This is a genomic window from Humidesulfovibrio mexicanus, assembly GCF_900188225.1.
GTDB classification, from domain to species: Bacteria; Desulfobacterota; Desulfovibrionia; order Desulfovibrionales; family Desulfovibrionaceae; genus Humidesulfovibrio; species Humidesulfovibrio mexicanus.
Genome location: NZ_FZOC01000003.1, coordinates 240,703 through 266,343 on the forward strand (window position 1 = coordinate 240,703; position 25,641 = coordinate 266,343).

At 68.9% G+C, this 25,641-nt stretch carries 17 protein-coding genes; all 17 read right to left on the reverse strand.

Annotated elements, in window-relative coordinates; genetic code table 11:
• Window positions 1-22: 22 nt before the first annotated feature.
• Window positions 23-1,099: a pentapeptide repeat-containing protein gene (locus CHB73_RS07805; protein ID WP_089273830.1), complete on the reverse strand. Its 1,077-nt coding sequence runs from the start codon at window positions 1,097-1,099 to the stop codon at window positions 23-25.
• Window positions 1,096-4,827, reverse strand: coding sequence for a DUF2169 family type VI secretion system accessory protein (locus CHB73_RS07810; RefSeq protein WP_089273832.1), 3,732 nt, complete (start codon window positions 4,825-4,827; stop codon window positions 1,096-1,098). Before CHB73_RS07810 ends, CHB73_RS07805 begins: the two co-directional genes overlap by 4 nt.
• Window positions 4,827-7,160: a type VI secretion system Vgr family protein gene (locus CHB73_RS07815; protein WP_089273834.1), complete on the reverse strand. Its 2,334-nt coding sequence runs from the start codon at window positions 7,158-7,160 to the stop codon at window positions 4,827-4,829. Before CHB73_RS07815 ends, CHB73_RS07810 begins: the two co-directional genes overlap by 1 nt.
• A 61-nt stretch (window positions 7,161-7,221) precedes the next feature.
• Window positions 7,222-7,890 carry a hypothetical protein gene (locus tag CHB73_RS07820; RefSeq protein WP_089273836.1) on the reverse strand — a complete coding sequence of 223 codons (669 nt, stop codon included), beginning with the start codon at window positions 7,888-7,890 and terminating at the stop codon, window positions 7,222-7,224.
• Complete coding sequence (locus CHB73_RS07825) at window positions 7,887-11,456, reverse strand: type VI secretion protein IcmF/TssM N-terminal domain-containing protein (RefSeq protein ID WP_089273838.1); 3,570 nt, start codon at window positions 11,454-11,456, stop codon at window positions 7,887-7,889. Before CHB73_RS07825 ends, CHB73_RS07820 begins: the two co-directional genes overlap by 4 nt.
• A gap of 44 nt (window positions 11,457-11,500) precedes the next feature.
• Window positions 11,501-12,214, reverse strand: coding sequence for a DotU family type IV/VI secretion system protein (locus CHB73_RS07830; RefSeq protein ID WP_089273840.1), 714 nt, complete (start codon window positions 12,212-12,214; stop codon window positions 11,501-11,503).
• Window positions 12,215-12,217: 3 nt separating this feature from the next.
• Window positions 12,218-13,609, reverse strand: coding sequence for a type VI secretion system baseplate subunit TssK (tssK, locus tag CHB73_RS07835; protein ID WP_179216951.1), 1,392 nt, complete (start codon window positions 13,607-13,609; stop codon window positions 12,218-12,220).
• Window positions 13,609-14,163 carry a type VI secretion lipoprotein TssJ gene (locus CHB73_RS07840; protein ID WP_179216952.1) on the reverse strand — a complete coding sequence of 185 codons (555 nt, stop codon included), beginning with the start codon at window positions 14,161-14,163 and terminating at the stop codon, window positions 13,609-13,611. The genes tssK and CHB73_RS07840 overlap by 1 nt, the downstream gene beginning before the upstream one ends.
• A 129-nt stretch (window positions 14,164-14,292) precedes the next feature.
• Complete coding sequence (locus CHB73_RS07845) at window positions 14,293-15,060, reverse strand: hypothetical protein (RefSeq protein ID WP_089273846.1); 768 nt, start codon at window positions 15,058-15,060, stop codon at window positions 14,293-14,295.
• Entirely contained in the window at window positions 15,057-17,711 is a 2,655-nt protein-coding gene (gene tssH, locus CHB73_RS07850; RefSeq protein ID WP_089273848.1) for a type VI secretion system ATPase TssH, read from the reverse strand. Before tssH ends, CHB73_RS07845 begins: the two co-directional genes overlap by 4 nt.
• Window positions 17,708-18,817 (reverse strand): type VI secretion system baseplate subunit TssG, encoded by a 1,110-nt coding sequence (gene tssG / locus CHB73_RS07855; RefSeq protein ID WP_089273850.1) that lies wholly within the window; start codon window positions 18,815-18,817, stop codon window positions 17,708-17,710. The genes tssH and tssG overlap by 4 nt, the downstream gene beginning before the upstream one ends.
• Entirely contained in the window at window positions 18,781-20,514 is a 1,734-nt protein-coding gene (gene tssF / locus CHB73_RS07860; RefSeq protein WP_089273852.1) for a type VI secretion system baseplate subunit TssF, read from the reverse strand. Before tssF ends, tssG begins: the two co-directional genes overlap by 37 nt.
• A gap of 13 nt (window positions 20,515-20,527) precedes the next feature.
• Window positions 20,528-20,944 carry a type VI secretion system baseplate subunit TssE gene (gene tssE / locus CHB73_RS07865; protein ID WP_089273854.1) on the reverse strand — a complete coding sequence of 139 codons (417 nt, stop codon included), beginning with the start codon at window positions 20,942-20,944 and terminating at the stop codon, window positions 20,528-20,530.
• Window positions 20,945-21,014: 70 nt separating this feature from the next.
• Window positions 21,015-21,494: an Hcp family type VI secretion system effector gene (locus CHB73_RS07870; protein ID WP_089273856.1), complete on the reverse strand. Its 480-nt coding sequence runs from the start codon at window positions 21,492-21,494 to the stop codon at window positions 21,015-21,017.
• Window positions 21,495-21,534: 40 nt separating this feature from the next.
• Entirely contained in the window at window positions 21,535-23,016 is a 1,482-nt protein-coding gene (tssC, locus tag CHB73_RS07875; RefSeq protein ID WP_089273858.1) for a type VI secretion system contractile sheath large subunit, read from the reverse strand.
• A gap of 13 nt (window positions 23,017-23,029) precedes the next feature.
• A complete protein-coding gene (gene tssB / locus CHB73_RS07880) occupies window positions 23,030-23,518 on the reverse strand; it encodes a type VI secretion system contractile sheath small subunit (RefSeq protein ID WP_089273860.1) in 489 nt (162 codons plus the stop codon).
• A 79-nt stretch (window positions 23,519-23,597) separates the two neighbouring features.
• Complete coding sequence (tssA, locus tag CHB73_RS07885; protein WP_089273862.1) at window positions 23,598-25,115, reverse strand: type VI secretion system protein TssA; 1,518 nt, start codon at window positions 25,113-25,115, stop codon at window positions 23,598-23,600.
• Window positions 25,116-25,641 lie beyond the last annotated feature (526 nt).

A 25,641-nucleotide genomic window follows, 5' to 3' on the forward strand; every position in this document is an offset into this window, starting at 1 on the left:
GGCGTCCTCCTTGTTCGTGTCGTTATTGCGGGGCCTTGAAATTTTCGGCCTCGGCCATGTCCTTGTCCGGGCCGCGCAGCCAGGCCGTGTTGGCGCCCTGGAACCGGGCGTCCGTGTCCGTGATTCCATGCAGCAGCGCCAGCATCAGGTTGGCCCGGCTGAAGTCCGAGCCGGTGAGGTCGGCGTGGCTCAGGTCGCAGTTGTAGCAGTCGCTGTCCATGAAGGCGGCGCTGCGGATGATGGCCTTTTCCAGGCGCGCGCCCTGGAGCTTGGCCGTGCGGAAGTCCGCTTCCGAGAGGTCTGCCTGGCCGAAGTAGGCCAGGGCGAAGTCGGCCCCGCGCGCCTTGACGCGCCGCATGACCGCCCCTGCGAACATGCACTTCTGGGCCGTGGCTCGCTCCAGCACGGCCCCTTCCAGCACCGCGCCCTGGAACACGCAGGTGGACACGTCCGCCCCGGTGAAGTCCGCCCCGGAGAGCTCCGCCCCGGAGAAGTTCACCGAGCGGAACTTCTGGCCCCGGAAATCGTGCCCGGCGAGCTTGGCCGCGGAGAGGTTCACGTGGTCGAATGCGGCCCCGCGCAGGATGGAGCCCTCCATGGTCGCCTTGCGGAAGGTCACGCGCTCCAGCCGGGCCCCGGTGAAGTCCGCCCCCGTGCACACGGCCTCCAGACACACGCTTTTGAGGACGTCCGCCTGGTGGAGACGCGCCTCGGTGAGGTCGGCCTTGTCCAGGAAGCTCCAGTGCACTCGCGCCCCGGTGAGGTCCGCCCCGGCGAGGCTTGAGCCCGACAGGTGCGTGCGCAAAAACAGCGCCCCCTGGAAATCCGCGCCGGAGAAGTCGAGCTTGCGCAGGAACATGTCCGTGAAGGAGCAGCCGCGAAAGCGCGCGCCCTTGAGGGAGCAGTCGCGCAGGCCGGTCTTCTCCAGCTTTTGGCCCGAGAAGTCGGCCCGGTCCAGCACGCAGCCGTGGAAGCGCCCCAGGTGCAGGTTCGCGCCGGTCAGGTCCAGGCCGGAGAGGTCCGCGTTTTCGATGGTGGCGCCCTGGCGGATGGCGTCCTCCACCTCGCGCGCGCCCATGCGGGTCAGCTCCGCGCTCATACGATCAACCCCTTGTCGCGCATGGCCGCCTCGTGTCCGGCGAGGAGGCTCTTCTTGAGGTTGGCCCCCTCCATGCGCGTCTGGCCGAACACGGCCTTGAAGAAGTCCACGGCGAAGCAGTTGGCCCCGCGCATGTCGGCCCCCACAAGCCGCGCCTTGCGCATGGAGGCCATGAACAGGTCCGCGAAGTGCAGCACGGCGGCCTCCAGGTTCGTTTTGAGGAAGCGGCAGCGCCTGAGGCGCACTCGGCCCAGGTTGGCGGCCGTCATGTCGCAGGAGTCGAAGATGGTGCGCTCCAGCTCCGAGCCCTGAAGGTCCGCCCCGGCCAGGTTGGCCTTGCGGCAGTAGCCCTGCTTCCAGGTCACCCCGCGCAGCACTAGGCCGGGGAAGCTGGAGTCGTGGGAGATGCGGAACTTGAACAGTTCGGAGCCCGCGAAGCTGGCGCCCTGGCCTTCGCAGCCGTGCAGCAGCATGGCGTCCGTGGCGATGCCACGGAAGGAGGCCTGGTCCAACCGGGTCTTCTTGAACACGCACTTCTCGAAGCGCGCGCCCTCAGCCACCAGGCCCGTGGCGTCGCCGTCGGAGATGATGGACAGGGCGAGCCGCGCGTTTGTCAGCCTGAGTCCGGCGAGGGCGCTGTGCTGCACCATGGCCTGCTTGAGGTCGCATTCCGAAAGGTCGGCCTGCTTGAGGCTGGACTTCTGGATGATGGGCATTTCGCCCCTGGCCCCGCGCAGGCAGGCCTTGTCCAGGATGCATTCCTGCAGCACGGCCCGGTCCAGCACCGCGCCGGAGAGGTCCGCGCCGGTGAAGTCGCAGCCCTTGATCATGGCCTGGTCCAGGCGCGCCCCTGCGAGCTTCGTGCCCTTGAACAGGCATGTGCTGATGCGCGTCTTGGAGAGGTCCAGGCCGGAAAGGTCCTGACCGGAGAAGTCCAGCCCCTTGAGGGTGGTCCCGCGCATGTCCGCCCCGGCCTCGCCCCTGGCCGCGGCCAGCACCAGCTCCGGCTTCTGGGGCTTCAGCTTGGCGGGGTCCAGCCCGGCCTTGGCCAGGGCCTGGGCGGCTTGCGGCGGTGGCTGAAAGGCCTTGAGCTTGGCCAGGCCGTCGGCGCGCTGGGCGTCGAGCTTGGGCCCGGTCTCGCGCAGCTTGGCCACCAGCCGGTCGAGCTCGGCCTCTTTGTCCGGCGGGAGTTCGCCCATGGACTTGAGCCGGTCCCGCCCCGCGGCCACCTGGTCGGCCCGGGCGTTCAGCTCGCGGGTCATGTCCAGGGGCTTGGACGGCGGGGGCGGGGCCTCGGGCACGTCAAAGCCCATCAGGGTCACGCGGTCCTTGGCGTTCTCCATCTTGGCGGCCATCTCCGCCCTGCGCGCGCCGAAGACGGCCTCCTTGGCGGCGCGGGTGTCGGCCACCCCGCCCTTGATGAGATCGGCGATGCCCTTGGCGGAAATGATGTCCGCGAGATTCTTGGCTCCCGGCGTCTTGGGCGCTCCGGGCGCATTGAAGAGCAGGCTGTGCTCCAGGGCCTTGTCCGGCGGCAGCTGCTCCACGATGGCCTGGCGCACGTCCTGGCCTTTTTTGTGCGCGGCGAAGACGTCCTTGGCCTCCGGCAGGCGGGCGAAGCGGCAGCCCGGCAACGCGGCCTCGAAGGCGGCCTCCTTCCCGGCCCCAGGTCCGGCCCAGGGCCCGGCCTCGGGCCAGAGGACCACGGCCCGCGCGCCGTTCTTGAGGGCCTCGGCCGCGGCCTTGGGCAGGGACGCGCCGGGCGCGGCGCACACGGCCACGTGGGCGAAGTCGCCCGCCTCCTGCTCGATGAATGCTGCGGAAAGCTCGTCGGGCACGAGGGCCACCACGCCCTGCTCGCTGGCGGCCTCCAGGAACAGGGGGGCGTCGCGCGAGCCGAGTACGAGGATGTCCGAGGCCGGGTCGTCCAGCGCGCCCGTGCGCACCAGCAGGCGGTCCAGCTTGGGTCCGGCAAAGCCCGGCAGCACCAGCCCGGCCGGGATGGTGAAGGTCTCCTGCCCGGGCGCGGGCTTCACGCCCCAGGCCTCGGCGCGCTCCTTGCGCGGCTCCGGGTTCCAGGCCAGCCAGCGGCGCTTGACCGTGCCGCGCTCCAGGCCAAGGCCAGCCAGGGCGGCCTGACGCTCCGGGTCCAGGTCGAGCCCCACCCGCCAGGAGACCAGCAGGGGAAATCCCTGGGCGTGGAAGGGCGGTTCCTGCGGGCCTTCCAGCAGCCGCTCCAGGTCGTGTTTGCCCTTCTTGTCTGCCATGTACTGCACCTGCGGCCGCTTGAGCATCTCCTTCGCGCGGTCCATGAGCTCGGCCTTGCGCTGCTCCATGACCTGGGCCTTCTGGAGCACGTCGTGCAGCTTGGCCTCCATGGCGTCGGCCTGGGCCCGGGCGCGGGGAATGGCCCCAAGGTTCACCGGGGCCATGTGGCCGAAGCGCTGGTGCAGCCCGTTGGCCGTGGTCTCCACGGTGTCGATGGTGGCGCGTATCTTCGCCAGCGTGGCCGTAAGCGTCCGGCCCACGTCCTTGGGGCTCATGGACAGGACCGGGGCCTGGCCCTGCTGGCGGGCCAGCCGCTCCTTCAGCTCCTTGGGCAGGTTCAGCACGCGCCTGGCCCCTGCGGCCATCTTGCGCCGGTAGTCCTGCTGCATGGCCGGGTCGAAGGGCACGGTGAGGTCGGCCTTTTTCAGCTGGATGTCGCGATAGTGCTCGATGGCCTTGGGCTCGGAGTCCCTGGGCTCGTCGGCCACGAAAAGCCGCCCCAGGTCCGAGTATTCGTCGTCCGCGCAAGGCGCCATGCCGCGCCACAGGATCACCCCGCGCAAGATCTCCGGAAAGAGCCAAAGGGTCTCCGGCTTGAGGCCGACTTCTTCGAAGCTCGCTTTGGTCAGGTCCTCCGGGGCTTGCGCGTCCCGCCGGGTGACGAAGGCGCGCACGCGCACGCGCGGCAGGTGCGAGGCGATGCGCGGCAGATCCGTGTTCATGCCCTCCAGCTCGATGACCTCGTCGCCCTGGAAGTGGCCGGGCAGGTACTGGTCCTCCTGGGCCATGCAGAAGAATTCATAGTTCATGTCGTCGGGCAGGGCGGGCCAGCGGGTCTTGACCCAGGCGTCGTCGTAGGTGCCGTTCTTCTTCGCGCGCGCGGGCCACATGAGGTCCACCGGGCCGAAAGAGGCCGGGGCCGGGCGGTCGGTGGGCGCGCCCACCAGGGGCGAGCCCTCCACGTTGGGCAGGGGGATGGCCTGGCCGCCGTCTGGCCGCGTCACGGCCTGGACGCCCTTGCCGAGCGGATTGTCCTTGAAGTCCGGCCCACCGAAGGCGTGGGCCCAGGTAAGCGGCATGGCGGCGAAGGGCGCGGCCTCGGAGAGCCGCCAGGCGCCGTCGTCGCCGCGCAGCCACTGGCGATCGCCGAAGACGCTGAGGGTCTTGTCCACGGGGCCGCAGCGCAGGCGCACCTTCACGGCCGGTGTCGGCTGGCCGCCCGGAGCGCAGGCGTGGCCCGCCAGCAGCACCTCGCCGTGGGGTTTGGGCCAGCCCTGGTCCAGTTGCATTTCCGGCCCCAGAAGCGCCACCAGCTCCTTCCACAGCGCCTGCTCGGTGCCGAGCTCGTCCGGCGCGGTGAGGTCGAAGTAGAGCATGACGCCCAGGGAGAGATAGTGCCTCCCCGCGATCTCCACCGGCCTGTTGAACAGGGCGTGGCGGCGCTCCTTGAAGATCTTCATCAGATGACTTCCTCGACGGCCACCACGCGGGTGGCGTCGGCCAGGGCCTTCAACTCCGTGGTGCAGGTTTTTGTGCTGGCCACGGCCATATCCAGGCGCTCGCTGGCCGCATCCATGGCGAATTCGAACATCTCGGTCCTCTCCCCGCCCATGTTGTACATGGCCGCGCCCAGCTGCCCCACCGAGGCGGACATGCTGTACACCGAGCCGTTCACCTTCTCCACCTCGCCCACCAGCTCGTTCACCGATCCCTTGAGGGCGGTGGCATCGCCGGTGAGCCGCTCCAGCACGCCCTCGCAGTGGGTCTTGAAGCCCTCGAAGGTGTTCTCCTCCGGAATGAAGCGCTCGTGCATCTCGCAGTAGGTGTACTTGAGCCCCGCGGCGACCTCGCCCTTGATGGGGGTGGTGAGCTCGAACACGGGGCCGATGCTGATCTCCGCCATGCCGGCCAGCTTGAACTCCTCGGACAGGCCGATGACCGCGCCGAACTCGTTGCCGCCGACGATCTCCGTGGAGGCCCCGCTCACGAACTCCTCGGTCTGGCCCTGGATGATGTAGCGCTCGTCGCCGTCCACGCGGATGAATTCGTTGCCGCGCACGATGGTGCAGGAGTCGCCGCTCTCCACCTTCAGGGTGTGCTCGGTCTCCAGCGAAAGGCCCTTGGTCTGGTCGGCCGTGCAGTCGGCCAGGGCGTCATCGTCCTCGGTTTCGTTGTTGAGCTTGTCCAGGGCCTCCTTGAGCTTCTTGCGCTCCTCGTCATCGCCTTCGCCGCCTTCGCCGGAACCGACGGACTGGCCCAGGCGGATGGAGGTACTGGACGTGGGCGATTGGAGCAGGATGCGCTGGCCGCCGTCCTGGTCCTCCATGTGGAACACGTTGCCGCCGCCGCTTTTCAGCACCACCATGGTCTGGTTGCCGTCGTTCACGGGGCCGGGGGTCTCGGGGTTGGGCACCGCCCCGGCGATGACCGGGCGGTCCGGGTCGCCGTCGATGAAGGAGAGCAGCACCTCCGCGCCCTTGTGCAGGGGCGCGTGCAGGCCCATGTCGGCCCCGGCGTAAGGCTGCATCATGCGCACGAAGGCCGAGGCCTTGCCCCCGCTGCGGCCGGAGAGGTCGAAGGGCAGGATGACCTTGTAGCGGCCCTGCCCGTCCAGTTCGGCGTACTGGCCGGAGCCCGCGGCGTCCACCTTGGCGGAGATGGAGCCGTGGATCTTCGGCTTCTCAGTGGCGCGGGCCGGGCGGAACTGCACGCTTGCGGGAATGGCCTCGAAGTGGTTGCGGTAGAAAAGGTTGTCCTGCTCGGCCAGGTCGCGCACCCCAAGGCCGGAAAGCAGGTAGCGCTCCTGGCTGCCCTCGTGGCGGATGCTGGTGGTGAGGTAGCTCTGGTTGAAGTCGCCCCGGTAGTGGCGGTCCAGGGAGAACAGGTAGCCGGGCCGCACGGCGGGCACGTTGGACATGCCGTGGAAGGTCTGCTCCCGGCATTTCCATTCTTCGGCGCGCACCTGGGCCAGGCGGTTGCCTTCGGCGATGTCCAGGAAGTTCTCGCCGTAGATGTAGATCTCGCCCCGGCCCTTTTCCGCCACCATGGCCCGGCCGGTCAGGTCCAGGCTGGGCTTTTCGTAGTTGTAGTCCTTGAGCAGGAGGCTTTTGGGCATGGGCGTGCGCCGAAGCGAGAAGGCCTTGACCACTTCGTCGGCGTGGGCGGCGTCCAGCCCGGTGGGCGGCGCGTAGTGGAAGCTCTCGTAGCCGGGCATGGGCGTGTGGGCGATGGCCGTGTCCGAGGCGAGCATCTTCTCGCCCTGCGCGCCCTGCTCGAACCAGTAGTACGCGCCTTCGCGCTCCAGCCAGCGGGACAGAAAGTCGAAGTGCGATTCCGCGTACTGGCAGAGATAGTCGCGCACGGGGTACTGGCCCTTCAGCCGGAACTCGAAGTCCAGCCCGGCGGAAAGTCCGCCGTCCACCAGCACGTCCGTAAGGAACTGGTCGAGCTTCTTGTTCAGGAACACCTGGTTGTGGTGGGTGAGGGTGAGCCACCAGAGCTTGGGCCGCAGCACCGCGCGGTAGAACACCCAGGAATCCGCCTGGTGCAGCTGCTCGAAGGAGGCCAGAATGCCGTGGAAGGGCAGCTCGCGGTCCTTGCCTTTGATGGTGAAGGTGGCCGGGCTTTGCAAAATGGCTTCCAGGTCCAGGTCGGCCTTTTCCGACACCAGCAGGACCTCGAAGCTGTAGAGCTGGGAAAGCCCCTCCTCGCCCTGGAAGCGGGCCACGGCGAAGGTGTTTTTGTCCACCGCCTGGCTTTGGAACTGGAACACGTATTCGGAGAGCTGGGGCATGGCGTCCTCCTTGGCGGAGCATTCCGCCAGGCTTGAGCCCGGGAGCGCGCCGGGCGGGAAGTCAGTGCGGCCGCTTGATGCTGACGGTGAAGCCCGTCGGGCCGCGTTCCAGGTCGAGGCGCGAGTGCTCTGGACCGGCGTTCGCGTCCGTCAGGTGAAAGACGACTCGCAAAAAGGTTTCGTGTGCGTCGATGATCACCCGGCTGACCAGGTGGCCGCGCAGGGAGTTGAGCCTGGGCGCGTCGTTCTGCCACAGGCCGTGCAGCTCCACCACGTGGCGCGCGGGCCCGCGCAGGAAGTAGACCCTTGCCTGGCCGGGCTCGCGGTCGGTGGCGAAAACGGCGGCAAAGCCCTTGGCCGTTTCGGAGAACTGGTGGGAGCGCAGGCGGAAGGGGGCGTCGTCGTCGGGCTGGTCCTCTTCGCCCGCGCCGCCAGCCAGGCCTTCCAGGCGCTTGCCCTGGGTCTGCAGCCGGGCGGCCTCGGTTTCCAGCGCCTTGCCCGCGTGGTCCAGCAGCCAATGCCCGGCCTCCTGCTCGGCCAGGCGCAGACGGCTTACGGCCCGGCGGATTTCGCCCTTGGCCGGACGCTCGGCCCACAGGCTGGACAGGCTGAGCACGCCGGGCAGGTGCAGGGCGTCCGTTCCTGCTGCCAGGGAAAAGAGCGTGAAGGCGGCGCAGAGGAACCCGCACAAGAGGGCCCAGGGGATGAGGCGTGCCGGGAGCCGGTTCATTGCTGGCCTCCCGCGCCGTTGGGGGCTTCGGCGGCAACGCCGGAGGCGTCGCCCCCCAGGCCCCGCCCGCAGGCGGCCACGGTCTGCGGCAGGCGCAAGACCGGGTAGTCGCCCAGGTTCAGCACGGCCTTGGCCCCGGTGAGCTTGTAGGACACCTGGATGCTGGTGACGCCCAGGCCCTCCAGGATGGTGCGCTTGTCCGGGAAATCGCGGGGCACGAAGACCTCCCGGCCGTCGCGGAAATCGCGCACGAAGTCGCGGAAGCCGAAGGCTCCGGGCCAGGTCTTCTTGAGCACGCCCTCCCGGAAGGCGATCTCCAGGGTCACGTCTCCGCAGGTCGCGGGCTCCCACACGAAATCGCGGGAGTCCGGGTAGTTGTAGTTGTCCAGCTGCTGTTGCCCCGCCGCGCACTGCAGGCGCAGGGTGGCGGAGTAGGGTTCGCTTTGCGCTTCCTGGTTCACGTTCACGGGCAGGGCCTCCACGCGCACGGTGTACTTGGGCTGCACCTGCTGCCTGCGCAGGGAGCCCGCGTCGAGCACGTCCAGGAAGGACGCTTCGAAGGGGAAGGGCACGCCAAGCCAGCTGCCGCTGAACCACCCGCGCGAGTGGCGGCGCAGGAAGGGCTTGGCCGGACCCTGGGCGAAGGCGTTCACCAGCCCTTTTTCGCCGAAAAGCGCCTCCCATTGGCCGGACTCGGGCACGTTGCGCGCCTCGGCCAGCACCTGCGCCTCCCACAAATCGTTCAGAGCGCAGGCGGATTCGTCCGTCGTCAAGATGACCAGGAAGGTGAGCGGCCCGCCCATGATTTGCCACATGGGCTCTTCCTCGGGCTTGCCGTCGCCCGCCAGCAGACGCAGGCGGTGCAGGGCGGCCACGGCAAGGTCCACGGCTGTGGGTTGGCCTCCAGCCGGGGCGGTCTGGGCCTGGACGTTTTTGCCGGAGGGCTGCGGCGCCGCGCCCCCCGCGCCGCCGTAATGCTGCGAGGCGAAGCGGAACGCGGCCTCCTTGGAGGCGGTCACGGGCTGGAAGGCCTCAAGTTGCTTCATGTATTCGTCAAAGGCGGCCGTGGCCTGGACGATCTTGTCCGTGCGGTTGCGCACGTGCTCGCTGAAGGCGCCCAGCATCTTGCCCAGGCCCACCTTGACCTCTCCCTCCACCTTGGCCTCCAGCGAGGCGCTTTGCTCCTTGGAGCGCTGGTATTCCAGCAGCACCGTCGCCCGCTCGGGAATGTGCGTCCAGGCAGGCTGTGGTCCGAGCTTGGCCACGGAGGCGAACTCCGTGCGCATCCGCTGCAGCAGGCGGAAATAGGGGTTGTCCAGGGTGGACATGGCGGCGCCGGCCGAAAGCCAGTCCGCGCGCACGGCCAGTTTGTCCTGGCCCATTTGGAAGTCCGTGGCGAAAAGCCTCCATTCTTCGTAGAACCGCTGCTGGTACCACAGCCAGAAGGCCGCAATGCGGCCCTGGAAGTGTTTGGGATCCTCCACGGTCTGCTCCAGCCCTGCCAGCAGGCTGACGATGGCCTCCCTGCCCTTGGCGGTGAAGGCCGCGCCCACCTGGGGACCGGCGGGCGCCTGCCCCAGGCCGGGCCAGAAGTCGTCCAGGGTCACCTCGGCCAGTTCCGGGCGCGATCCGGCCCATTGGGCCAGCCAGTGCAGGTTCACGCCTTCGGCGTCGATGAGCCGCGCGGCCCAGGCCTGCAGCTCCTTTCGCTCGCGTTCCAGCATTGGGGCGTCTTCTTCCCAGGCCGCGTAGGAGCGGTACATGTCCGGGAAGAAGGCGGCCACCTCCGGCAGCCTGCCGCCGAAGGCCAGGGCCAGTCCGTCCACAGGGTCGCGGCCGTCCAGCCTCGGCTGCGACTTCGTCTCCCGCGCGGTGAGCACATCGATGCGCCAGACCAGATACTCCAGGCCCTTGGCCATGGAATCGTCGGTTCGGCTTGCGTCCATTGCCGCCAACTGCGCGTTCATGGCCTTGTCCATGTGGTTCAGGGTGTGCTGGCGGAACCATGTGCAATAGCGCCGCTTGAGCTCCGCCAGGGTCTGCTCGCCCTCTTCGAAGCCCATGAGCGGCCAGAAGCCGCCGTGCAGGTCGCGCTCCATGTCCACGATGCGGTCGCGCAAAAGCCCCAGCTGCACCATGTCCGCGTCCAGGCCAAGGCCCAGGGCCGGGGCCTTGGGAAAGGCCGCGTACACGGGGTCCATGGCGCGGCGGGTCTTCACGTAGGCCATGGAGGACAGGCCCACCACGGCCAGCATGGCCAGCAGCCAGGCCAAAAGCCCAAGGCCGCGCGTGGCCGTGCGCCAGGTGATGTATTCGTCGATGTGGCGGAAGAGCCCGCGCTCCCTGGGCAGGATGGTGGAGAAGAAATCGTGCAGGAACAACCCGCGCCCGGTGTCGGGCAGCCGCCACTCCTTGCCTTTGAGGGACTCCAGGGCGCCCAGCACGCCGGAGCGCGTCATGCCCGATTGCCGCCCGCTGGAGACGAACAGGCCGCGCAAAAACGGCGTCTCCTGGTAGGGGTTCTCGCAAAAAGCCCCCTCGATGAAGGCGTCGATGAGCGGGATGAGGCGTTCGAACTCGTCCGGGAACAGGGCCGCCTTGCCGTCGGCCGCGCCGTTTTCCGCCGCCAGCAGCAGGCGCATGTCCTTGAGCCGACGCGACACGTGGGCCAGGGCCGCATCGGCGAACTGGCGCGGGGCGCGGCGCTCCTCAGCGTTTAGAAGGCCCACGGCCTGGCCGCGCTCCTCCTTGGGCAGAAGGTCGCACAGGGCGGTCATGCCCAGCACCAGGTCCAGCTTGGTGATGAGCACATACACCGGGAACTTGGCCCCCAGCCCGCGCATGAGCTGGTCCAGCCGCAGGCGGATGGAGCGCCCGTACTCGGAGAGCGCATCCGCGTCGTCCGAGAGCAGGCGGTTCATGGGCAGGGTCACCACCACGCCGGAGAGGGGTTCGCGGCGGCGGTAGCGGGAAAGCAGGGAGAGGAAGCGCTCCCATTCCTCGCGGTCGGCCTCCTGGTCCAGGGGGATGGCGTAGCGCCCCGTGGTGTCCAGCACCACGGCCTCCTCGAAGAACCACCAGTCGCAGTTGCGCGTGCCCGCGATGCCCTTGGCCGGACCCGCGTCGCTGAGGATGGTGGTGAGGCGCGCGTGGGACACCGCGGTGGATTTGCCCGAGGCGGTTTCGCCGAAGACCATGAACCAGGGCAGGGTGTAGAGCGGGTCGCCGCGCTGCCGCAGTTTGGAGGAGCGCAGCAGGCGCACGGCGGCGGTCCAGCGGTCCTGCAGCTCCTGCAGCTGCCTGCGCTCACGCGCCGGGGCCGCTGCCACGGACTGGCTGTCCTGGGCCACCACGCGCTTGATGAACTGGGCCTCGCGGCGGCGGTAGTAGACCCTGCGCAGGAACAGCGTCAGGAAGACCACGGCCAAGAGCCCGGCCACCATCACCGCGGCGGTCCAATCCGGCCACCCCTCGTGCCGCGCCAGCAGCACGGCCCCCACGGCGGCGGCGCCGAGCAGGGCCAGCAGCAAAACGATCTTCAGCGCGGTGATGAGCATTCGAGCCATTGTCCAGCGTATCCTTGCGGCGGGGGCTCAGGCCCCGCTGTCTTTCAATTCAGGTGGCCGAGCCACTGGCGCGCCCAGGCCGCCAGAAGCGAGGCGTAGGCCGCGTGCAGGTAAACGGCCGTGGCCAGGGGCACGCCCAGCAGCGCCAGCAGCTTCAGGGCCGGAACCAGCCGTCGGGGCGGCTCGGCCGCGCCGCGCCGGGCATAGGCCTCGGGAAACAGGCGGCCATCCAGGTCCGGGCCGCGCACCAGCAGGCGGTCCAGGCTCTCGCGCGTCAGGCTCGACAGCTCCTCGCGCCCGCCCTGGCCGTAGTAGCGCCCGGTAAAGCCCATGGTCAGGCAGGCGGCGTAGATCTCCAGCACCCCGCGCACGCGTCCGGTCGCGTCCTCTTCCTCGAAGAGCGCCCCTTGGGCCCCCTGGCCCGCCTGGACCCTGGCCTTGAGGGCGGCCAGACGCTCGTAGAATTCCTCGCCCGCGTTCACCGTGCCGAAGCGTTCGCGTTGCAGGCTTTTTTTGAGCCATTCGTGCCGCCCCGGCCATTGGGAGCTGAGCACGGCCTCGTCGGCGAAGGCGCACACGGCGAACAGGGCGTCCTCGACATCCTCGGCCCGTTGCGCGCGCGAAGCCGCAACGGCCTGGTCCAGCAAACGGTCCATGTCCGCCCTGGCCGTGGCGAAGGGCACGTCGGCCAGCTGCGGCTCGCGGGCCAGCAGGGCGGCGAAGGCCGCCGGAGGGAGGAACCTGTCCACAAGCGCCATGGGCTATCTCCCGATGACCGCGAGCTGGGCGTCCAGATCGGCCGGGGCCTCGTCCCAGTATATGGACAGGCTGCGGCTGGCCGCCACATCGGCCCATTGCGGGCTTTCCACGCCGATGCGGAAATAGAGGGCTCCCGGCCTGCGGGGCAGCCCGGCGGGCGGATGTTCGCTGAAGCCCAGGGGAATGCCCGGCACGGCCCGCACCAGAAGCGAGGCCATGCCGCCCGTGGCCGAGAGCTTGAGCAGCCGCTGGGCCGAGGCGCGCATGGACTCCGGATCTGCGGAATCCGAAGCCAGGGCCAGCCAGAATTCGCCGCCCTCGGCGAGCACGGGTTGCGGTATCTCCAGGCTCCAGTACGGATCTTTGAAGGCGAAGCGCGCGGCCCAGCGCGGCCCGGCGGAGATGGCGTCCACCAGCTTGACCACAACGTCGCGCGCGGTGCGGAAGCAGCGGCCCAGGTCCTCGTGGTCGTATTCGGGCAGGAGCTTGCCGCCCTCCCAGGTCTCGCCCAGGGCGCCCACCTCAAGGGAGAACACCGAAAGTTCGGCCACCAGCTCGCGCACGATGCCGTACGCCTCCCACGGGGAGAGGGCCGGGGAGCGCAGGGCGTGGTCCAGGCGCGCGGCGAAGCGCGACAGGCTGCGCAGGGCCATGAGCAGCACGGCCAGCTCGCCCACGGCCCCGCCGCGGCCGGAGAGGTTCTTGTAGCCCTCCAGCTGGCGCGCCTTGCCCACCACGCGGTCGCGCATCTCGTTGACCAGGGCGGCCAGGCAGGGCGCGGCGCGCACCGTGAGGCTGGCCGGGGCGAAGCCGGGATCCAGGCGCAGGGTCTCGCCTTCGCGGGTCAGCCGGGCCAGGGGCACCAGGGAGTGGCCGCCCAGGTCCGTCACTTCCGGCTCGAAGACGATGCGCAGCACGCTTTTCAGGCGGCTCACGCCTGCATCCGGCCCGTCGCCGTACTGGTCGCGCAGGGTCTCGGGCTCGGCCAGCACGGCCCAGCGGGTGGGGGCTTCGGCCAGGGCGTCCGGCGTGTCGACCTCGGTGACGTTGGGCTCGTCCGGGCGGATGGAGCGCAGGGCCACGTAGACGGTCATGCCGCCATCGGCGGGTATGGACTCCAGCGGCACGCGGCGCGGTGCGCACACGGCGTCGCCGGGGAAATTGGCCAGCAGCAGGCCGCAGCCGGCCGGGAACAGCACCGAGAGCTTTGCGAACTCCATGCGCCCGGCGGCCAGCGCCCCGGCGTCCGGCTCCATCTCGGCCACGCCCCACAGCCAGGGGCGCACGGTGGAAAGCAACGATTCCAGGGACTCCGCCAGCCGCCTGTCGGTGAGCTGGAGGTGCTGGGGCTGCAGGAACAGCCCGTGGTGCCAGTAGACGGGGCCTTCGGACACTAGTCGCCTCCCATGCGCTGAATGGAGCGGGGCCCGAGCAGCAGGTCCATCTGCAGGCTTCCGGGGCTGTACACGTCGGACTTCCAGAAAAGCATTCCCTCCTGGTCCACCTTGAGGGGGAACTGCCAGGAGCGCGTCACCATTCCGGGGTCAAGGTCGTAATACCCGGCCGCCACGGCCAGAAACTGCGCGCCCTCGGCCCGGTCCAGCACCAGCGTGGTCTGGCTGCCGGGGCTTATGTAGCGCCGCTCGAAATGCACCACGGACTTGTCGAAGCGGTCGCAGGCCAACAGCTTGCGGATGCCGCCCTGGTTGGCCGCCAGCTCCTCGAAGGCCGCGGTGTCGCTCAGCTGAAAGATGCACAACAGCACGTTGTGCGAGTAACCGTCGTAGCTGTTCAGCTCCGGGTCGGCGTTGAGTTCAAGGGTCAAGGCGTGCGGCGCGTAGCCCCATTTGACCGCCTGCGGGCTGTCGGCCTTCTGCGGCACTTCGTAGGGCTTGGGCGGCGGCAGCGGCGGTTTGCTGGAGCACCCGCCCGCAAGCGCGGAAGCCATGGCCAGCGCGCAGGCGAGCAAGAGCGCGGCAGACCGCGAACGGGCTGTCCGGCCTGGGCGCGGCCTTTCGGTTTTTTGCGCAGCGGCGCTTGGCATCAGCGTATTCCTCCAGCCATTCTTCTCGCTACCTCATGCCAAATCAACAGTAAAGACGCTGGCGTCGTCGGCGTCGGGGAAGGCCCCGAACACCAGGGACTCTGGGGTCTCGTTCAGGCGCACGAAATAGGACTCCGCGGCTGTGAGTTCGTTCTGCACGCCCCAGGCCGTGAATTCCCGCCCGCCCAGGTCCAGGCGCATTCCGCGCACGGGGTAGTGCAGGGTGCTGGTCTGCGGAATGCTTCCGGCCTGGCCCACGCCGTGGGCGTCGGGCTCCGCGCCGGTTGCGCCCAGCATGGCCCCGCGCCAGGGGTCGCGGCCCGGCCCCACCTCCAGCCAGAAGCCCAGCCCCGGCAGCGGGTGCGGCGCAAGGCGGTATTCCTGCGCGTTGTTCTGCCTGGGCGCGTTGGCGCGGGCCACGGCTTTGACCCCCAGGCCCTGCGGGGCCACCTCCGCGCCCTTGAGGGGCGTGGGCAGCTCCGCCGCCGCCACCTTGCCGCCCGAGGGCGACAGCAGGATGGGAAAGCCGTGGCCGTGGGCCGCCTGGGCGGCCAGGGCCAGGCAGGAGAGCCCCTGCCTGGTGGTCTTCTCCGCGAAGCGCGCGGCCTGGCCCACGATGATCCAGCAGCCGCACTGGGGGGCGCACAGTTCTGGCGCGGCCGCGGCCCAGGCCATGTTCGGCAGGTCGTCGGCCCAGAAGTGGCCGCCGGGCGCAAGGCCGTAGCGGGCTATCTCCTGGTAGAGCAGCCGGGCCAGGCCCTCGTCCTTGTCCAGCATGGTGATGAAGGCGCTCTTTTTCATTGCTCCCCCTGGGCGAAGGTCATGGTGAAGCCGCCGTCCTCGCCCACGTCCAGGGCGACGGAGGCGGGCATTCCGGCCCCGGACATGTGCGCCAGGATCTCCTGGGACATGCGCGGCAGGATGGTGCCGGAGAGGATGTATTCGATGTTGCGCGCGCCGGTCTCCACCTCGGTGCAGCGGGCGGCGATGGTCTCGGGCACGGCGTCGGTCCAGCTCAGGCGCATCTTGTTGTTGGCCATGAGCCGACGCTTGAGGGCGTCGAGCTTGAGCAGGGCGATGCGGCCCAAGGCCTCGGCCGAAAGGCTGCGGTAGGGCACCACGCTCATGCGGGCCAGCAGCGCGGGCTTGAAGTGCTCGGAGAGGATGGGCCGCACGGCGGCGAGCAGGGTGTCCAGGTCCAGCTCCGCGCCGCTTGCGGTCATCTCCTGGATCACGTCGGAGGCGAGGTTGGAGGTGAGCATGATCACCGTGTTGCGGAAGTTGATCTCCTTGCCCTCGCCATCGGTGAGGCTGCCCTTGTCGAAGACCTGGTAGAACAGGTTCAGCACGTCCAGGTGCGCCTTCTCCACCTCGTCCAGCAGCACCACGGAGTACGGGCGCTGGCGCACGGCCTCGGTGAGCATCCCGCCCTCGCCGTAGCCCACGTAGCCCGGCGGGGAGCCGATGAGGCGGCTCACGGTGTGCTTTTCCTGAAACTCGCTCATGTTGATGGTGACCACGCTCTTCTCGTCGCCGAAGAGCAGATCCGCCAGGGCCAGCCCGGTCTCGGTCTTGCCCACGCCGGAAGGCCCCACCAGCAGGAACACCCCGGCGGGCTGGTCCGGGGAGCGCAGCCCGGCCTTGCTGGCCTTGATGGCCTGGGTCACCGCGGCGATGGCCGCCTCCTGGCCCTTGATGCGCTCGGAAAGGCGATGCTCCAGGTCGGCCACCAGGGCGGCCTGCTCGCGGGCCACCTTGCCCAGGGGGATGCCGGTCCAGTCGCTGACCACGCGGGCCACCACGTCCGGCGTCACCTCGATGCTGACCAGCCCGTCGCCCCAGCGCGCGGCCTCGAAGGCGGCGCGGGCCTCGGCCAGGGCGCGCCGGGCGTCTTCCGGAGCCTGGCCGTCCGATGCGTCTTTCGTGGCCTCGGCCTGGGCCGTGCGCGCGTCGACGAGGACGGTGGCCGCGGCCAGTTCGCGCTGCCAGCCCGCGAGGATCTCCTGGGCCTGTGTTTGCGCGTCGGCGATGATCCCGGCCAGCTCCGCAATGCGCGCGGGGTCCACGGGCGCGCCGTTGGCCTGGTCGCGCAGCAGGGCCTTGCGCTCGCGCTCTGCCGCCTGCCCGGCGCGTTCCCTGTCCTCCAGCTCGGCGGGCTTGGAGGAGAGGCTCACCTTCACCCGGGCGCAGGCGGTGTCCAGCAGGTCTATGGCCTTGTCCGGCAGGAAGCGGCCGGTGATGTAGCGGTGGGCGTATTCGGCCGCCGCGGCGATGGCGTCGTCGCGGATGACCACGCGGTGCGCCTTCTCGTAGGAGTCGCGGATGCCGCGCAGGATGAGGGCGGCGGTCTGCGGGCTGGGCTCGTCCAGCTTCACCAGCTGGAAGCGCCGGGCCAGCGCCGGATCCTTTTCGAAGTACTTCTTGTATTCCTTCCAGGTGGTGGCCGCGCAGGTCTTGATCTCGCCGCGCGCCAGGGCGGGCTTGAGCAGGTTGGCCGCGTCGCTTCCGCCGGACTGGCCGCCCGCGCCCACCAGCATGTGGGCCTCGTCGATGAACAGCACGATGGGCTTTTCCGAGGCCTTGATCTCGTCCAGCACGCCCTTCAGGCGGCGCTCGAACTCGCCCTTCATGCCCGCCCCGGCCTCCAAGAGGCCCATGTCCAGGCCGAGCAGGGTCACGCCCGCGAGCACCTCGGGCACGTCGTTCTCCACGATGCGCAGGGCCAGGCCCTCGATGACGGCGGTCTTGCCCACGCCGGGCTCGCCCACCAGGATGGGGTTGTTCTTGCGCCTGCGCGCCAGGATGTCCACCATCTGCCGAATCTCGGCGTCGCGGCCGAACACGGGGTCGATCTTGCCCTTTTGCGCCTTGGCGGTGAAGTCCTCGCAGAACTTGGCGATGAAACTTTCGCCCCCGGCTTGGGCCGCGCCGCCCCCGGCCGCGTCTCTGCCCGTTTCACCGCCGGTTTCGCCCCCTGTCTCGGAAGACGCCTTCATGAGCTCCCAGAAGCCCTTTTGCAGATCCTCCCGGTTCACGGGGCCGAAGAGTTCGGCGTAGCCGCCCTGGGCGTAGAAGCCGGGCTTGCGCAGAAAGGCCAGCAGCGCCGCGCCCGAGCGCACCCGCGAAAGCCCCAGGTCCACGGAGCTGACCAGCCAGGCGGCTTCCAAGAGCTCCACCAGGATGGGCGAGAACACCGGGCGGCCGGAATTGCCCGCGCGGAAGTCCTCCAAGGCGTCGTTCAGCGCCTTTTTGACCCTGCCCGCGTCCACGCCGAAGCGCGCCAGGGCCAGGGAGGCGTCGCAGGCGGGGTCCTCCAGGCAGCAGAGCAGGAAGTGCTCCACCGCGACCTCGTAATGGGTGCGGTTGACGGTCTGCCCGGCGGCCGCGTGCAGGGCCTGGGTGCAGAAGCCGTTCATCTTCTCCAGCAGCGCCTTCATGTCCACGCCGATCATTGCGCACTCCTTTGCTCGTTGCGGTCAGTGTGCCGTCGCAAATCCCGGAACAAGGCCCGGGGGGTCTCCTGTTCCCGCACGCCCAGCCAGGCGTCGCAGCCCAGCCGCGACCAGTGGCCCTGGCCCAGGCGCGCGCCCTTGGCCTCGGCAGGGTCCAGCAGGAACAGCACGTCGAATTCCAGCGGCTCGGTGCAGTAGAAGCGCACCAGCCGCACGATGGCCGCGTGCCAGTCTCCGCCGGGGATGACCCTGCGGTAGTTCTCCACGCACAGGGGGCCGACCTCGAGGCGGATCTTGCCGGTGTCGTCGCGGGCCTGCTGGCCCAGCCAGGCGGTTTCGCCCAGAGTGGCGGTGTCCTGGCCCAGGCGACAGCGTTGGTCCGTCGGAATGGTCGCCTGGCGCGACACGCACTGCACCACAGTCACCGGCGCGCCGGAGCGTTCCGCCAAAAGGCCCCGGAGCCCCGCTGCCGAGCGCGGGAACTGCGTGAGCAGGCCCATGGAGCGCAAAAGCAGCCCGGGCTGCGAAAACAGGGAGCGCACCTCCGGGTCGCCCAGGCCCACCAGGCTGTAGAGCCGCTCCATGGTGTCCGGGTCGCGCTCCTCGCAGGCCTTGAGGGACAGCCGGTGCCGCGTCCAGGCGAGGAAGAACAGGGTGAAGAAGCCGTCGCCCACCACGTCCAGGAAGTCGCGGCTCACGGAGCGGTCCTCGGACTGCTCGTCCAGCAGTTCCTCGGTGTAGAAGGTGGGCAGCGGCGAGGACGGACCGTAGAGCCCCAGGAAGGTGGCGGTCAGCCGGACCCGGCCGGCCTCCCCTGCGGGGTCGTCCTCGGCTGCGGGCAGTTCCTCCAGCGCGGCCAGGTCCGTGGCGGGGAAGCCCAGGGAAAGCAGGGCGCGCACGCGCAGCCGCTCGCGCAGGAAATGCTCGGAGCGGGTTTTGTCCGCCCCGCCGTGGGCCTGGCGCAAGAGCCGCACGGCCTGCGCAAAGGAGAAGGAGCGCGGGCTCCGGCGCAGCTCGTCCAGGGGCGAGGGGGCGCTTTTCGCCGCCGCCGCACCGGCGTCTGGCGCGCCTAGAGCAGGGGCCTGTCGCCCAGCCTTTCCGGCCATGTGAAGCGCTCCTTGCGCAGGTTGTCCTCGGCGGTGAGCCGCGTGAAAGAGTTGATGGCCGCGTAGTTGCCCAGAAACACGTCCAGCACCGAGCCGAAGAGGTACATGTCGCCCTCTCCGGCAAAGCCCTGCCTGTCCAGGGTCAGGCTGATGTCCTGGCCCCGGGCGATCTTGCCGCGCACGAAGCGCTCCGTGGCGCGCACCTGCAGACCCGTTATGGCGTCCGCCCGGCGGGTGTTGGCCAGCACGGCCATGCGGTCGCGGGTTTCGGGAAAGATGTAGAGCTTGAGCATGGAGCGCAGATTCTCCGCCGTGGCCACGGAGAGATAGTTCAGGTACATGTGCGACAAGAGCCGCCAGAGCATGTTGCGGCCCAGCGGCGGCTGCACCGGCGCGGTGGGCGGCCGGATGCTGGTGAAGTCGGCCAGCTCGGGCGAGGTCTCGGTGGGCATCCGCACGTCGCCCGCGCGCAGGGTTTCCGGCAGGGAGGCGTTGGTGCACAGAATGTCCACGGACAGGGTCTCCTGCCGGGGCATGTCGCCGGAACCGGGGTAGGCCACGGAGAGGTGCAGCTCGGCCTTGCCGCCAAGGGGCGACAGCCTGTGGTGCAGCGAATACACCGGCGTGGCCTCCACCTGCGGATTGAACATCTCGAAGGGCAGGTAGTCGCGCTCCGTGACCGAACCCTGGGCGAAGCCGGTGACCGCGTTCACCGTGAAGACCTGGTAATGCTCCGGGTTCTGGGTGGAGGGGCGGACGGGGTATTCCGGCTTCTTGTGGTCCAGCAGGATGGGGTCCGCGTGGTAGGGGAAAAGGTTCAGCGCCGGGGTGACGTAAAGCTGGAAATGCTCGGCGCGCATGGACGGCATGTCCTGGGGCAGCCGCTCAAAGAGGAACTCCACCGAGAAGCGGCCGCCCTGTCCGCGCGTGCGCCAGGCCTCAAGCCCGGTGAGGTCGAAGAACAGGAATTTTTCCGGGAGGGTGAAGTATTCCTGCAGCACGCGGTAGCCCGGAAACGAGCGGGCCGGAAAGGGGATGAGGGCCTCCTCCTCGGTGAAGCCCACGGGGCGGATGCGCGAGGGCTTGAGGCTTAGGGGCGCGCCGCCCTCGCCGGGGACCAGCCGAACCTCTTTGAGCCGCGTGAACAACAGCCAGTAGCGGCGCGTGGCCTCGGCGTAATCCCCCCCCAGGTGGAAGCGCAGACTTTTGGCCGCAAACGCCTCCAGCCGCACCTTGGAGAGCTCCAGGCCGAGGGTGAACCTGCCGCCGTCCGCGCCCAGGGTCTCGAATGTCCCGCCGGTCACGGCCAGGGGGTGCAGGTCCACGTCGTAGCCGGTGGTGAAGGTGCAGCGCGTGCCTTCGCTCTCCACCGAGTCGATGGCGCAGCCGGCCTTCACGCGCACGGTCTCCATGAGGCTTTTCTTGGGCGTGAAGCGGATGAGCGTGGAGGACGGGATGGGCCGCAGATAGTGCGGAAAGAGCAGTTGGATGAGCCCGTGGACGATCTCCGGGAAGTCGTCGTCGAGCTTTTCGTATACCAGGCCGGAGAGGAAGGCCGTGCCTTCCAGAATGCGCTCCACGTCCGGGTCGGCAGAAGGGCCGGACAGAAGCGGCGCAACGGCGGGATGCGCCTTGGCGAATTCCGCCGCCAGGTCGCGCAGGTGCGAGAGTTCGCGCTGGTAGTACTTGTCGATCACGCTGCTGTTCCGGTTATTCCATGACCGTGATGCGGCCGTCGGGGTTCAGGATGGTTTCGAACACCACCGGGGTTTGTCTGCCCTCGCCCGTGAGCCGCGCCGAGAGGCGGAAGGCCAGCGAGAAGGGCCGGTCGGCCTGGGGCTCGAAGCTCACCTTCACCCCGCTCAGACGGGGTTCGTAGCGCAGGATGACGGCGGTGATGGCTTCCTCCACCTGGCCGACGCTTTCCGCGCCAAAGGTGCTGGCGATGGAGGTGAAGTCCGGCACGCCGTAGTCCTGGGCGATGGGCGCGCTGCCCTGCCGGGTGTTGAGCATCTTGGCGATGTGCTCCAGCACCGAGCGCACGCCAGCCGCCGGGTCCGCGCCGCCGCGCCAGTCGGGGTTGAGCTCCACCGCCCGCAGGCGCTCAAGAAGCCTTTTTTCGCGCATCGAGCCAGGATCTCCCCGTGTTCACGCAGGCGCGGGCGCGCCGTTTCCAGCGCGCCCGCGCATGTCTCGGTTAGCCTTTCCAGTTGTCCACGTACTCGATGTTGCCGTCGGTGTAGGTCCACGTGATCTTGGAGTAGGTGAAGGAGACGTCCTCCATGTCGTGGTAGGGCTTGTTCTCCGGCAGGAAGGTGAGCGGGCTGTATTCGCGCAGGCTCACCACGATGGCCTCCTCCATCTTGACCGTGTAGTACTTCTGCTCCCGGCCGGTGGGGTCGATGCGGTAGTAATCCAGGGTGATGGTGCACTGTTCGCCGGTGCAGCAGGCCTTGAACAGCTTGGGGCTGGCCTGGTCCTTGTGCTTGGTCACGGTGAAGGGGTGGTGCACGCGCTGGCCCGTGGGCAGGCCGGTGTGCGTGTCCTTCGGGATTTCCACGGTGTGGTCTGAGCCGTAGACGAGGATCTTGTCCTTTTTGTCGCCGCTTTGCGAGCCGTCGCCCTTGATGTCTCCCTGGGTGTTGCCCTTCACTGCCATGTACGCGATCAGAGCCATGGGAAATCCTCCTTGATGCGGGGGTTGCGGTTATGGGACGTTATTCCTTGTCCAGCTTGCCGACGAGGGAAAGGGTGAAGCTTGCGCCCATGTACTTGAAATGCGGCCGGGCCTTGAGCGTTACCGAATACCAGCCCGGATCGCCCGCCACATCGTTGACCTCGATCTTGGCCAGGCGCAGGGGCCGCTTGCTGCGGGTGGTGGGGTCGGGATTGTCCATCTCGGTCACGTACTGGCTCACCCACTTGTTCAACTCGCTTTCCAGGTCGGTGCGCTCCTTCCAGGTGCCGATGTTCTCGCGCTGGATGACCTTCACGTAGTGGGCCAGGCGGTTCATGATCATCATGTAGGGCAGTTGGGTGCTGAGCTTGAAGTTGAGCTCTGCCTCCTTGCCCTCGGGCGTGTTGGCGAAGACCTTGCCCTTCTGGGCGGAGTTGGCGGAGAAGAAGGCCGCGTTGTCCGAACCCTTGCGCATGGTCAGCGCGATGAAGCCCTCTTCGGCCAGTTCGTATTCGCGCCGTTCGCTGATGAGCACCTGCGTGGGGATCTTGGTCTGGGTCTGGCCCATGGCCTCGAACTGGTACAGGGGCAGGTTCTCCACCGCGCCGCCGCCCTGCGGGCCGATGATGTTGGCGCACCAGCGGTATTTTGCGAAGCTGTCCGTAAGGCGCGAGGCGAAAGCGAAGGCCGTGTTGCCCCAGCAGAAGTCCTCGTTGTCCTCGGCGGTCTCCTGGAAGTTGAAGCTCTTGGCCGGCACGGTGTTGGCCCCGTAGGGCAGCCGGAGCAGGAACTTGGGCAGGGTCAGCCCCACGTAGCGGGCATCCTCGCTCTCCCGGAAGCTTCTCCACTTGGCGTACTGGGGCATCTCGAAGATGGAGTGCAGGTCCTTCAGGTTGGGCAGCTCCTCCCAGGACTCGACGCCGAAGAACTCCTTGCCCGCCGCGGCGATGAAGGGCGCGTGGGCCATGGCCGAGGCCGAGGCCACGTACTGCAGAAGCTCCACGTCCTGGGGGCCGGGGCCGAAGTCGTAGTTGGCCACCATGGCCCCTATGGGCTGGCCGCCGAACTGGCCGTATTCGGCCGTGTAGATCTGCTTGTACAGGCCGCTTTTCACCACCTCCATGGAGTCCTGGAAGTCGGCCAGCAGGTCCTCCTTGGACACGTTCATGAACTCCACCTTCACGTTCTGGCGAAAGTCCGTGCGGTCCACCAGGAACTTCAGCGAGCGCCATGCGCCCTCCAGTTTCTGGAACTGCTCGTCGTGCATGATGGCGTTGACCTGGGAGGAGAGCTTGCGGTCGATCTCGGCCAGCATGTCGTCCACCTGCGCGCCGGAGACCTTGGCCTCGCCGCCGGTCTGCACCAGCTGGGCCAGGAAGGCCTGCAAACCCGCCTTGGTGGCGGCGAAGCCCTCGTCCGTGGGTTTGAGCTTGGAGGCCTCCACGATCTCGTCGAGGAGGCTTGGGCCTTCCCCGGTCTGGGCGGCCTGTGCTGCCGATGTCTGGAGCTGTTCGTCTGCCATGTCGCGTCTCCTCCTACTCGCCCTTTATGCCCAGTTCCTGGAGCAGCCGTTCGCGCGCGCCGGGGTCCTTCACCAGCTCCTGCACCTTTTTGCGGAACTCCGGCACGTTGGCCAGAGGGCCTTTCAAGGCCTTCAGGGCCTCGCGCAGCTCCATGAGCTTGGCCAGCTCCGGCACGTTGCGCACAATGGCGTCCGGGTCGAAGTCCTTGAGGCTCTCGAACTTCATGTGCATGGCCAACTGGTCGTCCTCCTTGCCGGAGAGGCGATTGGGCACGTTGAGCGAAAGCTCCAGCCCCTGGCCCTTGAGCACGTCGTTGAAGTTGTCCTTGTCCACGGACACGGGGTCGCGGTTTTCCACCATGCGGTCATCGGGCTTGAGGGTGAAGTCCCCCAGCACCATGAGCTTGAGGGGCAGCTCGACCTCTTCCTTGGCGTCGCCGGTGGCCGGCCTGTACACGATGTTCACCCGCTCCTTGGGGGCGACGGAACCTTCCTGCGCCATGATGCTCCTCCTTGCCAAACGTGCGGATTCTGCGTGAGCCGGAGCGCATTGGCCCCGGCGGTCCAATTCGTTGCGGGCCTTAGCCCGAAAGGTGCAGCGCGGCCGAGGGCCGGATGCGCGCCGCCCGTGACGCGTAGGCCCCTGCCCTGGCCGGGGCGTCGTCGCCGCCCTGGCCCAGCACGGCCTCCCGCGCGGCGAGAAAGGTCTCCACCGCCAATTCCGGGTCCCAGTCCTCCAGGCCTCGGCGCTCCACCTCGGCCACGGCCTCCTCGGCCAGGCTTGTGGCCAGCGGCCAGTGCCCGGCCCGGCACAAAAGCGACATCTGCGCCAGGGACAGCCGGAGCCGGGTGGGGCCGTCGTCAGCCTGGCGCGAGGCCTGCCCCAGCAAATCCAGTGCTCCGGCCACGTCCTGCCGTTCGAAAAGCGCCTCGGCCTCGGCCCTGGCCTTGGCGGCCTCGCCGCGCGCCGGGCGCGTTGCCGCGTCCGGGCGGGGGGGCGCGCCTTGGATCCCGGCGAGCCAGTCCAGGGTCTCGGCATCGGCAAAGGGCGTGCCGTCGGCGAAGCTCAGGCGCTCCAGGCCGGGCAGATGCGCAAGCAGGAGCCCCAGTTCGGCCAGCACGGCCTCGCGGGCGGCGGCGTAGTCCGACCCCAGGGCTTCCAGGGCCTGGACCGCCACCCGGTGCGGGTCGAGCCAGAACAGATGCTCGGGGATCTGCTCCTCGGCGGTCTGGGCGGCCAGCAGAAAGTTGCCCTGGTCCAGCAGGCTCAGCAGGGCGGCCTTCACCGCCGGGTCCGGCGGGGGCAGCAGGGTGCGGCCGTTTTCCTCGGGCGGCAGGCCGCCGATGCGCAACCAGGCGGCGATGCGCGTGGCCCGCCAGGCCCAGGGGTCGGCTGGGGTCTCGCGTCCGGCCAGGGCGGCGAAGGTGCGCGCGGCCTCGGCCAGGACGGCGCGCGCGTCCTCGGCGTTTGCGGGGGCGGTGTTCTGGGGCTGGGCGGCCTGCCGGGGCGTGGTCTGGCCGCTTTCACCGGCCGGGGGCTGCGGCGCTGGAGCCGCCTCGGCCTGGACAGGAACCCGCGAGAGGACCTCCAGCAGGTCGCGCAGGGGCGGCAGGTCGGGCAAGAGCCCGCTCAGGGTCTGGTCCAGGGCGCGCACGGCCTCCATGAGGGTAAGGTGGGCCTGGGCGGGCAGAGGGGGGAGATCCTGGGCGTTCTTGAGCCAGGCGAGACATTTTTCCTGCCACCAGGAGAATGCGGCCATGCGTCCGCGCAGGCGGTTTTTGGGCGGCGTGCAGGAGTCCCAGAAGGTTGCGGCCATGTCGCGCAGGATGCGCGCGCCGGTGCCCAATCCTTCCAGGCCGCGAGTTTGGGTGAGGCCAACGCCCAGGTAGGCCGCGGCCGTGAGGTCCTTTGCCGTGGTGGAGAGCACCTCCGCAGCCAGGTCCACCACGCGGGCCCAGTCCACCGCGCCTGCGGCGGTGATGGAGGAGAGTTTGTCGATCTCGGCCTTGAGCTGGACGAAGGCTGGCTCGAACTGCGCGGTCTGCCAATCCCTGGCAGGGCCGGGAAGAGGCGCGCGTCCGATGTCGTCCAGATTCATTCGCTCTCCGTTGGGTTGGGGGCGTCCGCCGCCAGCGTTTCGCTCCACCGCACTGCCATGGCCTTGGGAAGTATGCGTAAGGCGTGCGGGAGTCTCTCCCGACGGTTGCTTGGGGGGGTCCCCGGCATGGACTGGCGGGGACGCTGGGCCGGTCTCCTCATCCAATGCATTGTCACCATGCCTTGAACCGCGTCAAAAGCCAAGAGGTTTTCTCTAGCGGATGCGTAATGTGCGGGGTTCGCGCGTCCCGTTGTCTATCCCTGTGCGCAGAGGGAAAGAATCCCGTCGGCGCGATCATTTCCCCGCCAAGCCGAACGATGCGCATTCTGGTGCGCGGCGGTCGCAGCACGGGTGCGCACGGGGGGCGCCACGCTTCCCCGCCGCGTCTTTCGGGGCGTTGTCACACGTTCGCCGTGCTGAGGCCGCTGTTTCGTATCGGCATTGTGCACGGTCCAGGACCACGGGACGCGCTCCCAGGACGCCGCCGGGCATGTGTCGCCAGAACCCGCGGCCATCTCTTGGCGGG

Bases quoted from the DNA above. Each gene is read 5' to 3' on its own strand.
- tssE (WP_089273854.1), bottom strand. From the start codon at position 20,944: ATGCGCGAAAAAAGGCTTCTTGAGCGCCTGCGGGCGGTGGAGCTCAAC.
- CHB73_RS07845 (WP_089273846.1), bottom strand. From the start codon at position 15,060: ATGAAAAAGAGCGCCTTCATCACCATGCTGGACAAGGACGAGGGCCTG.
- CHB73_RS07805 (WP_089273830.1), bottom strand. From the start codon at position 1,099: ATGAGCGCGGAGCTGACCCGCATGGGCGCGCGCGAGGTGGAGGACGCC.
- tssH (WP_089273848.1), bottom strand. From the start codon at position 17,711: ATGATCGGCGTGGACATGAAGGCGCTGCTGGAGAAGATGAACGGCTTC.
- CHB73_RS07840 (WP_179216952.1), bottom strand. From the start codon at position 14,163: ATGGCTTCCGCGCTTGCGGGCGGGTGCTCCAGCAAACCGCCGCTGCCG.
- CHB73_RS07815 (WP_089273834.1), bottom strand. From the start codon at position 7,160: ATGCCCCAGCTCTCCGAATACGTGTTCCAGTTCCAAAGCCAGGCGGTG.
- CHB73_RS07820 (WP_089273836.1), bottom strand. From the start codon at position 7,890: ATGAACCGGCTCCCGGCACGCCTCATCCCCTGGGCCCTCTTGTGCGGG.
- CHB73_RS07810 (WP_089273832.1), bottom strand. From the start codon at position 4,827: ATGAAGATCTTCAAGGAGCGCCGCCACGCCCTGTTCAACAGGCCGGTG.
- tssA (WP_089273862.1), bottom strand. From the start codon at position 25,115: ATGAATCTGGACGACATCGGACGCGCGCCTCTTCCCGGCCCTGCCAGG.
- tssG (WP_089273850.1), bottom strand. From the start codon at position 18,817: ATGGCCGGAAAGGCTGGGCGACAGGCCCCTGCTCTAGGCGCGCCAGAC.
- CHB73_RS07870 (WP_089273856.1), bottom strand. From the start codon at position 21,494: ATGGCTCTGATCGCGTACATGGCAGTGAAGGGCAACACCCAGGGAGAC.
- tssB (WP_089273860.1), bottom strand. From the start codon at position 23,518: ATGGCGCAGGAAGGTTCCGTCGCCCCCAAGGAGCGGGTGAACATCGTG.
- tssC (WP_089273858.1), bottom strand. From the start codon at position 23,016: ATGGCAGACGAACAGCTCCAGACATCGGCAGCACAGGCCGCCCAGACC.
- CHB73_RS07825 (WP_089273838.1), bottom strand. From the start codon at position 11,456: ATGGCTCGAATGCTCATCACCGCGCTGAAGATCGTTTTGCTGCTGGCC.
- CHB73_RS07830 (WP_089273840.1), bottom strand. From the start codon at position 12,214: ATGGCGCTTGTGGACAGGTTCCTCCCTCCGGCGGCCTTCGCCGCCCTG.